This is a genomic window from Planktotalea sp. (genome assembly GCF_965659345.1).
GTDB lineage: Bacteria > Pseudomonadota > Alphaproteobacteria > Rhodobacterales > Rhodobacteraceae > Planktotalea.
The window spans coordinates 1-9,608 of sequence record NZ_CBFHVK010000037.1 but is presented as its reverse complement, the minus strand read 5'-3'; the positions used below and the strand labels follow the sequence as shown (position 1 = coordinate 9,608).

The 9,608-nt window shown below is 55.4% G+C and carries 10 protein-coding genes and 1 pseudogene; 2 read left to right on the top strand and 9 right to left on the bottom strand.

Going from position 1 to position 9,608, the window contains the following annotated elements; genetic code table 11:
• Positions 1–143: 143 nt before the first annotated feature.
• Genes ACTG3Z_RS17135 through ACTG3Z_RS17125 form a run of 3 tightly spaced genes read right to left on the bottom strand, consistent with a single transcriptional unit; the run spans position 144 to position 3,651 of the window.
• Positions 144–1,346 carry a cytochrome P450 gene (locus ACTG3Z_RS17135; protein ID WP_375267094.1) on the bottom strand — a complete coding sequence of 401 codons (1,203 nt, stop codon included), beginning with the start codon at positions 1,344–1,346 and terminating at the stop codon, positions 144–146.
• A 9-nt stretch (positions 1,347–1,355) separates the two neighbouring features.
• Positions 1,356–2,420, bottom strand: a complete 1,065-nt coding sequence (locus ACTG3Z_RS17130; protein WP_439144219.1) for an arylsulfotransferase family protein — start codon at positions 2,418–2,420, stop codon at positions 1,356–1,358.
• Positions 2,421–2,433: 13 nt separating this feature from the next.
• Positions 2,434–3,651, bottom strand: a complete 1,218-nt coding sequence (locus tag ACTG3Z_RS17125) for a hypothetical protein (protein WP_375267096.1) — start codon at positions 3,649–3,651, stop codon at positions 2,434–2,436.
• Positions 3,652–3,723: 72 nt separating this feature from the next.
• Between ACTG3Z_RS17125 and ACTG3Z_RS17120 the strand changes: the two genes are divergently transcribed.
• On the top strand, positions 3,724–4,215 hold the full coding sequence (locus tag ACTG3Z_RS17120) for a MarR family winged helix-turn-helix transcriptional regulator (protein WP_375267097.1): 492 nt from the start codon (positions 3,724–3,726) through the stop codon (positions 4,213–4,215).
• 358 nt (positions 4,216–4,573) lie between these two features.
• Complete coding sequence (locus ACTG3Z_RS17115; protein WP_439144218.1) at positions 4,574–4,765, top strand: hypothetical protein; 192 nt, start codon at positions 4,574–4,576, stop codon at positions 4,763–4,765.
• 20 nt (positions 4,766–4,785) lie between these two features.
• On the opposite strand, the gene ACTG3Z_RS17110 is transcribed toward ACTG3Z_RS17115, so the two are convergent.
• The 6 genes and pseudogenes from ACTG3Z_RS17110 to ACTG3Z_RS17085 form a co-directional block, all read right to left on the bottom strand.
• Entirely contained in the window at positions 4,786–5,886 is a 1,101-nt protein-coding gene (locus tag ACTG3Z_RS17110) for an NADH:flavin oxidoreductase/NADH oxidase (protein ID WP_439144217.1), read from the bottom strand.
• 26 nt (positions 5,887–5,912) lie between these two features.
• Positions 5,913–6,620, bottom strand: a complete 708-nt coding sequence (locus ACTG3Z_RS17105; RefSeq protein ID WP_439144216.1) for an SDR family oxidoreductase — start codon at positions 6,618–6,620, stop codon at positions 5,913–5,915.
• 13 nt (positions 6,621–6,633) lie between these two features.
• The gene (locus tag ACTG3Z_RS17100; RefSeq protein WP_439144215.1) at positions 6,634–7,470 is read right to left on the bottom strand and encodes an NAD-dependent epimerase/dehydratase family protein; all 837 of its coding nucleotides are present in this window, start codon (positions 7,468–7,470) and stop codon (positions 6,634–6,636) included.
• A gap of 3 nt (positions 7,471–7,473) precedes the next feature.
• A complete protein-coding gene (locus tag ACTG3Z_RS17095) occupies positions 7,474–8,685 on the bottom strand; it encodes a pyridoxal phosphate-dependent aminotransferase (RefSeq protein WP_439144214.1) in 1,212 nt (403 codons plus the stop codon).
• Entirely contained in the window at positions 8,682–9,455 is a 774-nt protein-coding gene (locus ACTG3Z_RS17090; RefSeq protein ID WP_439144213.1) for an HpcH/HpaI aldolase family protein, read from the bottom strand. The genes ACTG3Z_RS17095 and ACTG3Z_RS17090 overlap by 4 nt, the downstream gene beginning before the upstream one ends.
• Positions 9,455–9,608 (bottom strand): annotated as a pseudogene (locus ACTG3Z_RS17085) (FAD-dependent oxidoreductase); the annotation flags it as partial. The gene ACTG3Z_RS17090 and the pseudogene ACTG3Z_RS17085, both read right to left, overlap by 1 nt.

Sequence of the window (9,608 nt, the reverse complement as noted above, 5' to 3'; positions counted from 1 at the left end):
TTTTCGCGAAGATTGAAACGCAGTCCTTTTCGAGACCTACATCCAGTTTGGCTCGCCCTGTTCCATGCCGGTAGCTTCTGTGACCCTGCAACAAGGTATTTTATTAATTGATTTTCCAAGTAACGAGCACATTCAATACTATCTTAACTCGCAATCCGCATGGGCAATCTTTCTAGACTGAAAATCACACTGATGATTGCCTGTTCCTTTACGCCATTAATCTCGAACCGTTCGATCCGGTCCGCCAGGGCATTGAACAGGCTGGTCATTTCTAAGCGGGCCAGATGCATGCCGAGACAGGCGTGTTTGCCGTGTCCAAAACCCACATGCCCGCGTGTGCTGCGTTCGATATCGAATGTATCCGGATCCTCGAACTGCGCAGGATCACGGTTCGCCGCGCCAAACATCATCATTACGCGGTTGTCTTTTTTCAAAGTTACGTCGCCAATGTCGATGTCTTCCTCGACCCATCGTGACAGTGTCTTGATCGGCGTATTGAGCCGCACGATTTCCTCAATCGCGTTGCGCACTAAGGATCGATCCGCACGCAGCTTTGTCCATTGATCCGGGTGCTTAGCAAATAACATCAAGCCAAAGCTGATCGCCGAAATCGTCGTATCCAAGCTTGGCGCGATGTAGTCCCGCATCAAGGCAATGGCGCGTTTTTCTTCGATCCCTGCCTCCATTGCAAGCCGAGTTGCGCGCCGCGCCCAGCCATCCTGTTTCAGCGCACCCAGCATATCCGGATCGTTCAGGAACTTTGCAAGTTCGCCCATCTTTTCGATCGAGACTTCGCGGCGCTCGCGAGGATCCCCCATCAGCTGAAATGAAGCACCGGCCCAATCCAGCATCTTTTCCTTGCCATAGTCGCCCAATCCGACCAGATCGCGCACAATTGTCAGGGGCAGATGCGTTGCCAGATCTTTGACCGCGTCGAATTCCTGCATCTCGACAACCTTGTCGGCGATGGCCTTGGCTTCCGTTTCAATGCGTTGGCGGGCCTCTGCCAAAGCGCGTGGGGTCAGCGGGCCAAAGGTGATAGCGCGAGTCTCATCATGGTCGGGGGGGTCGGAATTCAGCGTACTGCCGATCAGAAATTCATTGATCTTTTCGTTGATCGACACACCTTTGCCGGATCGGAAAACCCGATGGTTGCGCAAGGAGGTGGTCAGCGCCTCAAATCCCACAATAGCATGCAGGTTGTTTTGTGGCAGCCACACCACTGGCCCTTTTTCGAGCATCTGGTGGTACGCTTTCACGGGGTCTATAACGTATTCATCACCGAAAAAGTCGATGTCGCAGATTGGTGCGCCGGTGTCTTCGTTCTGAATGGCATCTTTTGGCATCGTCACGTCCTACAGGGTTACGGATTGGCTAAGGGCCATAATTTCAGGTGATTCTGGCGCATACCAGCGGCAGCGGAACAGCCAGTTGATCTGACCAAACTGCGGTGATTGCACCATGTGCGGGCTGACAAATTCGCGCACGACATCTTCTTCGGGCGTGACTTCGAACAAGCAGCCCTTGTTGCCCTCGCAGATCAGCGTGTTGCCAGATGGCAGTCGCTGCGCTCCACCCATGTGCGGAGAAAAGAACGAAGTGAAGTCATCTTTGGCCACATATTTCCAAACAACCTCTTTGGTCGTGGGATCGATCTCCCACACTTCGCTGTGATGCAGATCTTGCGAATAAGCGCCATTGGCAAAGATCAGGATATTTCCGTTCTCAAGCATTTGCGCGTCATGCTGCCCGCTCATGCCGTTGTCCTGGAATTCCCAAGTGACCGCGTTCGTTTTAGGGTCAAGAATAAACAGCAAATTCAGGTTCTTGGAACTGATCAGATAGGTGCCATCATCCAGGGGATACACCGTGTTAGTATGCCCATAGCTCCACTTGTTCGAGTTCGGGTGCAATGGATGCGTCTCCATCCCCAAGTTGGTGAAATGCCACTCCCAAACCAGAGTGCCATTCTCATCAACTTGCCGGATTGCTTCACCATAAGGGCCGCCCGGCGTTTCAGAACCGGGATAACCGCCTTGAATCTGCGATTTTTCGACCTCTGACAATTCGGTGAATGCTGCAAAGATAGCGCCGTTTTCCAATCTGCGAGCATCGTGATGCTGATAGGGATCATCATGCCGCCAGAGCAGATTTCCAGCCGGATCATATTCGCTCATCCGCCCGCTGACCGTCAGAGCAACGCCTTTCGGCTCTGCCACGCGTTCATTGCGAAACAGATTGCCATTGGGGAGCAGGTAGCTCCAGTTCGTCATCCCGTGGCCGGTGTCCCATTCATGCGCCACTGACCCGTCTGGTGCCAAAAGGAACGTGCGTCCATCATCGACCGGGCATATTACGATATACCCGGGGGTCGAGCGGTTGGGGTCATCAAACAACAGGCCGGTATTGGTTATGCGCATTTGGTCAGCGCCCCTAAATCATAGCATTTGGCGACAATTCGCCGCCCAATCTGACGGAGCCATACAAGTTTGCCATATTATCATACTCAAACAACGCATGCGTTGAGAGACTTGAGATATCTCGATGGAACCGTTGGATTGGGTTGTCTACATAATAGCTCCGCGACCCGACACACCCAGCAAGTTCCGCACAGATCGAAGTGCATGTTCTCGCGACATGGGAGGTGACAGCGCGGATTTCCTGGCGGCGTTCGGCCGTTATGGTTTCTGCTGCAACCACTTGATCCCAAACATCTTCGGTATGCCCTTCCCAAAGACGGATCGTGGAGTCTAACTCCATAGAAAGACGCGCAATCCGGATGTTTTGCGACATCAAAGACGCTTGCTTTTCACCGGAATATGCGCCGACCTTGGTTTTCATCACATCCGTAACGATTTCCAATAGCGCCTCTGCTGCGCCGACAAATGGGCCGACTGCGCCCAACACCATGAAGCTCAACAGAGGCATGCGCCAAAGCGGGTTGCTGTTGTGCGCAAGGCCCTCGCCAGTTCCATTGCGCAAATCAGACACCAGCATAGAGCGGTGCTCAGGGACTAATTCATCCTTGAGCGTGATGTCATCACTGCCCGTAGCCTTCATCGCCACAACGGTCCAGGTCTCCAGGACATTGCAGTTCTCGACCGGCACAAAGAAGCGGCGCATCTCGGTTTCGCCGCTCAACATCTCCGTTGGCGCACTCAAGAGCATCCAATCGCCATGGTGAACCCCCGTTGCATATCCCCAATGGCCAGAAACTTCGAACCCGCCCTCGACTTGTTTGGCTTTGCCTGACGGCATGACTTGTCCAGGTGCCATCGTATATCCGCGGCCACCCCAGACATCGTCCTGCGCCGCGCGCGGGAAATGTCCAAACTGGAAATTGTGATAGACTAAAAATCCCATGCACCATGCTGTTGAGGTACAGCCCCGCCCCAGAATGCGGAATATCTGAGGGATGTATGGGTAGGGCAGTTCAAGGCCATCATAGCGCTTCGGGACAACGGCGCGAAACGCCATCGCGTCCTCTAGTGCCTTTATCGTCTCTGCGGGAATGCGGCCCGATTGCTCTGCACTCTGGGCCGAGGCGCGCAAGTCTGGCACCAGTTCCTGTAAAGCAGCAAGAAGCCGATCACCTGAGGCGTCTCTGTCTTTGATGCTTGGGACGTTGCATGTAGAAAATAACGTGTTCATTTTGCATTGCTACAGTTAAATGCGTGACAAATCAACTATTGAATGTTCACATAAAATCCGTAAGGGAGAGCTATGTCAAACAATACTAAGACCAAAGACGTCTTCTCTCTGTTGCCGGTTCTGTTGTTTTCCCTCAGCGGGAAAATTAGCCAGCACGCGCATCAAAACAGCGCACGCCCCCTTGGCCTTGATATGTCCGAATGGCGGGTCATTCAGATCCTTGGAAATGGCCAAAACCAAAGCATCAATCAAGTCGCTGACAGCATTGCAATGGATCGCGGGGGCACCAGCCGGGCGATTTCGCGACTGGAACGCCGAGGGTTGGTTGCGCGGAAAGGCGATCCCAATGACCGGCGACGCAGCACCGTTTCGCTTTCATCGAGTGGGCAGGATACCTTTGAGACCATCGTAAAATTCACAGGATGGCGGGAAAAGAAATTGAGAGCCTGCCTTACGCCCACGGAAATCAAAGCGCTAGGCGGTATCCTCATGAAATTGAAGACCCAGGTCCATGACTTGCAAGAAGTGACTGACATCAACCTTGAGCCAAGGGAACCCGACTAAAACAAAGCCCGGTAAGCTTCTTTTTTGCTCAATGTGAGAACTTTCGTATTGTGATTTGGCCGCGACCCTTTGGTTCGCGCCAACAACGATCTTGCGCTTGCAGCGAATGACAGCAATGCGGATTGCAGCTGCAGCATCTGACCAATTGGTAGGGCGACCGCTTAGGGCCGTCTCTGATGACAGCCGTGCCACCTGTCAGACAAAATGCTGCGACCGATCTAATGGCGGCAGTGAGCCCATTGTGTGAATCTGATTTTTACGCTGCACGCGCTCGCAGCGCGAAAAATGCCGCGTGAGCGTAAATTCCAATGCCGCCATGCGGCAGGAAAACCGGTCATTCGAGTTCTTTTCAGGGTTCATGAATTGGAGGACCGACGCATTCTGCAAATCGCTCGTAGAGGAAAGCCGCGTCTTGTTCCTGCCAAGCACAATTTATTCCTCCGACTTGGGGGAGACACCAACAGATCGTCTGAGGCTCGGGTTTGGGCGTCCAAACCTTGATGAAGGTATCGCGGCGCTGGACGCACATCTTGCACGAAATGCTGAGTGACCAAGGTCTCTGGTCGCCTGCTATGACGCGCCGACGAAGAAACCATATTGCTCTGCAAGAACATGGCGCGCATCGACGCCCAGCTTCTTTGCTGCGTTGAATGCCCAATGCGGGTCACGCATCATCTCGCGGCCCAATAGAACGATGTCGGCCTTTGATGATCTGACCAATTCATCCGCAAGCGCAGGATCGGTGATGCCCCCCACGGCCATAACCGGAAGCCCTGTCGCCTCGCGGATCACTCCCGCCATATCGGGCTGCTCGGCGGTACGGTTGCCTATCGCGCCGCGCGCTTCGGGGACTGCGCCGCCGCCGGAACAATCCAAGATATCGACGCCAAGGCCTTTAAGCCAAAGCCCCACTTGCGCTGTATCAGCTAACGTCAGTCCCCTGGCCGCGAAATCATCAACCGATAACCGGACCGATAGCACTTTTTCAGTCGGCCAAACCGCGCGGACCTTTTCAACTGTTTCCAACAGGAACCGAGCACGCCCGCGCAAATCGCCGCCGTATGCATCATCGCGGGTGTTCACCAATGGTGTCAGGAAGGAATGCAGCAGATATCCGTGTGCGCAATGTACTTCTAACAGGTCATACCCGACCTCTAGGGCCAGCTTGGCTGAATGGACAAACTGATCTTGGATTTCCAAGATTTCATCCCCTGACAGCGCGCGCGGCGCTTTCCACAGACGTGTGCCATCGGGGTCAAACGCGTCAGATGTTGGGCCAACAGTTTCCCATCCATGGGGATCATCTGCATCAAGATGGCTGCCCCCGTTCAAAGCTGTTGCAGCGCTTCCCTTGCGGCCGGAGTGCGAAATTTGGCTGCCTGTCACCACTCCAAATTGCTTTTGGAATGCGACAACGGGTTTGAGCGCTGCTACCTGCGCTTCATTCCAAAGACCAGCGCATCCCGTCGATATGCGTCCAGTCGCTGATACGGCGGTGCATTCTGCCATGATGAACCCTACGCCACCCACAGCGCGCGCGCCCAAGTGCACCATGTGCCAATCGCTCGCCACGCCACCGGTTGAGCTGTACTGGCACATCGGCGACATCCCAATACGGTTCTTAAACGTGACACCGTTGATCTTGAGCGGTGAAAAGAGCGTGTGTGTCATGTCAAAACCCTTGTTGTCGTCTTTTGTCAAACGGAGCGCGTGATACCGCCGTCTACACGGATGTTCTGCCCCGTGATGTAAGCACCACCTTCGGAGGCAAGGAATGCGACCACGCTGGCGATCTCATTCAGCGAATTGCCGTAGCGGCCCATCGGTATCATGGAACGGAATTCTTCCTTTTCGGGGAGGCTGTCGATGAAGCCGGGGAGTACGTTATTCATGCGGATGTTCTCAGCTGCGTATTTGTCAGCAAAGAGCTTGCTGAACGCGGCAAGGCCAGCGCGCATGACGCCTGATGTAGGGAAAACGGGATTGGGTTCGAATGCCGCGAAGGTCGAAATGTTGATGATCGCGCCGCCACCCTGCTTTTGCATGATCGGCGTCACCAAACGTGAGGGACGCACAGCGTTTAGAAAATAGACTTCCATGCCCTCATGCCAATCCTCGTCGGTTAGCTCCAACACAGGCGCGCGCGGGCCGTGGCCTGCGGAGTTCACCAGCACGTCGATGCGGCCCCAGTGATCCATCGCGGCATCGACAAGTTTTTGCAGATCAGCCTCGGACTTATTTGTGCCAGTTACACCAACACCGCCAAGCTCTTTCGCCAATGCCTCGCCTTTGCCAGACGACGACAGGATGCCAACCTTGAACCCATCAGCGGCCAATGCGCGCGCGCTATCTGCGCCCATGCCGGACCCGCCGGCGGTGATCAGTGCTACTTTTACGTCAGACATCTTTGGTCTCCTTTTAGGTTTTCTTGGTGTCGTCGACGATATTCATCGTGGCGACACCGCTATTGCCAAGCGCGACGGCGGCGAATGGTCCACCATGGCACATGTTGCCGGGGTCGTGGCTGTCCATTGGCTCTGTCTCGGCCAGAATGGCCTGGGCAAACTGCTCGGCGTTGTCGTTGGGACGGTAGCCTAGGAAACTGGCTTTGGCATTGTCGACAGGGGCTCGGTCATTATTAGACACTCCGTAAACAACTGAGAAGCCAGTCGTTGGTGTCTCGATGCTCCGCTGCACCAGTTGGATCAGATCATCATACGACAACCATGAGCCAAGCGCGCGCGCGTTGGTCACTTGGGCGCAAGACAGAATGCGCATGTGCACACTTTCCAGCCCGCGTTTATCCCAATACATCGACCCGAGGTCTTCGCCGAAACACTTGGCCAAACCATAAAATGTATCGGGGCGGTGGCGCACGTCAGTGCCGATGAATTTGTTCTTGGGATGCATACCAACCGCGTGGATAGAGCTGCCGTAGACCACGCGTTTCAACCCGCGCTGGTAGGCCGCTTCCCAAATGTTGTAGGCCCCGACAAAGTTCGGCCCAAGCAGCTTTTCAAACGGACCTTCGTCGGCATATGCACCCATATGCACGACCATTTCTGCGCCTTCGAGAACACGCATCATGTCTTCCAGGCTTGCCAGATCTCCCTTGGCATAGGTTTCACCGTCATAGAGTGTGCCGATGTCATCGACGATATCGGTCGAGACCAGCTCATCACACATTTTCGACATCGGCTCGCGCAGGTAGGACCCAAGACGGCCAGCGGCACCGGTAAGAACAAGTTTTTTCATCTGTCAGGTCTTTCTTTTGAGTTTGGCAACAGAGGTAGCGATGCGGTCCATCGCTTCCCCAAGGACATCCATTGAGGCCGCAGTTGAGATGCGGAAGAACGGCGACAGCTCGTAGGCGCTGCCCGGCACGGCGGCGATACCTGCATCTTTCAGAATGTAGGCTGTGACGTCCGCATCACCCGACAGCGTCTCGCCTTCTTCGGTTTGCGCGCCGATCAGATCGCCACATCCAATCAGCCCATAAAAGGCCCCGCCTGGTGGATCGAGCGTGAGGCCGTCTATCTTTGCAATCCGATCCACAACCAGATCACGGCGTTCCTCAAACGCGGCGCAAAAACGACGCACATCATCCTGCGGCCCGTTCAAAGCCGCTGCTGCCGCTGCTTGGGCTATGGCACAGGCCCCTGAGCAAATCTGGCTTTGCACCTTGGTCATCGCGGCAATCAGCGGCTTTGGTCCCGCACCATAACCTATGCGCCAACCTGTCATCGCATAAGCCTTTGACACGCCATTCACCGTCAATGTTCTGTCCTTCAGGGACGGGTTGGCAGCTGCAAAAGACAAGAACGTCCTACCATCAAACAAGATGTGTTCGTAGATTTCATCAGACAGGATCAACACATTCGGATGCCGTTCGAGCACTGCGCCGAGTTCGCGAAGGTCGGTGTCGGAATAGACGGCCCCTGCAGGGTTTGACGGCAGGTTCAACATGATCCAGCGTGTCTTGGGGGTGATCGCGGCTTCAAGCTGTGCCGGGGTCAACCGAAAGCCGTTCTCGGCGGGGCATTTCAGCGCCACGGCTTGCCCGCCAAGGATCAGCACGATGTCTTTGTACTGACCAAAATACGGCGCGCACATTAGGACTTCGTCACCATCTTCCAGCGTGGCCATCATCGCATTGAACAGCACCTGTTTGGCACCGTTGGAAACGATCACCTCATCGGCGGCATAGCTCAGCGCATTTTCACGGGCGAGTTTGTCGACGACGGCTTGCCGCATCTCCAGCGTGCCACCCGTCGGTGGATATCGTGTCTCGCCGCGCAAGGCGGCTTGGTGCGCGGCCTCAACAATATGGGACGGCGTGTCGAAATCAGGCTCACCCAACCCAAGGTCGATCACATCCTCGCCACGCGCTTTCGCGTCCTTGGCGGCTTGGCTGACCCAAGCAGAGGCCGAGGGTTTGACCGGTTCAAGACGGGACGACGCGAACTTCACGACAGGCCGCCTTTGACTGAGGCGAGCAAGTGATCCGACGCTTTCGCCAGAAGGCTCGCGTCGGTGCCGCAGGCGACAAAGGAAAAGCCCTCGTTCAGCAGTTCGGTTGCGAAAGCGGGGTCTAGCACCAGTGTGCCAACAGGAATGCCCTTTGCAATCAGCTTTTGCGCGGCAGGTTTGATTAACGCCCAGACATCTGGGTCCATCGGCTTGCCAAGCTTGCCGATGTCGGCTGCGATGTCAGCGGGGCCAAAGAATATCCCACTGACCCCCTCCACATCTGCAATGGCTTCGGCCTGCTCAACGGCGGCGCGTGTTTCCAGTTGCAGCAGAACCGTGGTCTCATCTTCGATACGCGCAGTGTAGTCGGTCACGCGTCCAAACTTTGTGGCACGCGTGGCACCGGACACGCCGCGCACCCCGTGTGGGGGATAGCGCGTGGCGGCGACGGCGCGCTTGGCCTCTTCCACCGACTGGATCATCGGGAACAAAATGCCAGGTGCGCCCAGATCAAGAAGGCGCTTCACGGCGACCGTGTCATTCCATTCGACCCTGGCAATGGCCGTGGTGTCACTAGAAGCAAAAGCCTGTAACTGGCCCAAAACGCTGAAGTAATCGTTGGGGCTGTGCTCCATATCAATGAGCGCCCAATCATAGCCGGCTGGGGCAGTGACTTCGGCCACGAAATTGCTGCACAGGCTGATCCAAAGACCCACCTGCTTTTCGCCAGCAGCAAGGCCGTGGGTAAATGCGTTCTTTGCCAGCTTCATCAGATGATCGCCTTTTCAATGATCTTGCGGCCCGCTGGGATGCGATCAAAGTGGAACTGTGTCATGTCGAGCGTTTTGTAGGCACCGTGCACCATGATCTCAGCTGTGCCGCGCCCCATAGCGGGGGATTGTTGCAGCCCGTGACCCGAGAAC

Coding starts and splice junctions, on each gene's coding strand:
- ACTG3Z_RS17135 (WP_375267094.1), bottom strand. CDS start 1,346: ATGCCAAAAGATGCCATTCAGAACGAAGACACCGGCGCACCAATCTGC.
- ACTG3Z_RS17130 (WP_439144219.1), bottom strand. CDS start 2,420: ATGCGCATAACCAATACCGGCCTGTTGTTTGATGACCCCAACCGCTCG.
- ACTG3Z_RS17125 (WP_375267096.1), bottom strand. CDS start 3,651: ATGAACACGTTATTTTCTACATGCAACGTCCCAAGCATCAAAGACAGA.
- ACTG3Z_RS17120 (WP_375267097.1), top strand. CDS start 3,724: ATGTCAAACAATACTAAGACCAAAGACGTCTTCTCTCTGTTGCCGGTT.
- ACTG3Z_RS17115 (WP_439144218.1), top strand. CDS start 4,574: ATGAATTGGAGGACCGACGCATTCTGCAAATCGCTCGTAGAGGAAAGC.
- ACTG3Z_RS17110 (WP_439144217.1), bottom strand. CDS start 5,886: ATGACACACACGCTCTTTTCACCGCTCAAGATCAACGGTGTCACGTTT.
- ACTG3Z_RS17105 (WP_439144216.1), bottom strand. CDS start 6,620: ATGTCTGACGTAAAAGTAGCACTGATCACCGCCGGCGGGTCCGGCATG.
- ACTG3Z_RS17100 (WP_439144215.1), bottom strand. CDS start 7,470: ATGAAAAAACTTGTTCTTACCGGTGCCGCTGGCCGTCTTGGGTCCTAC.
- ACTG3Z_RS17090 (WP_439144213.1), bottom strand. CDS start 9,455: ATGAAGCTGGCAAAGAACGCATTTACCCACGGCCTTGCTGCTGGCGAA.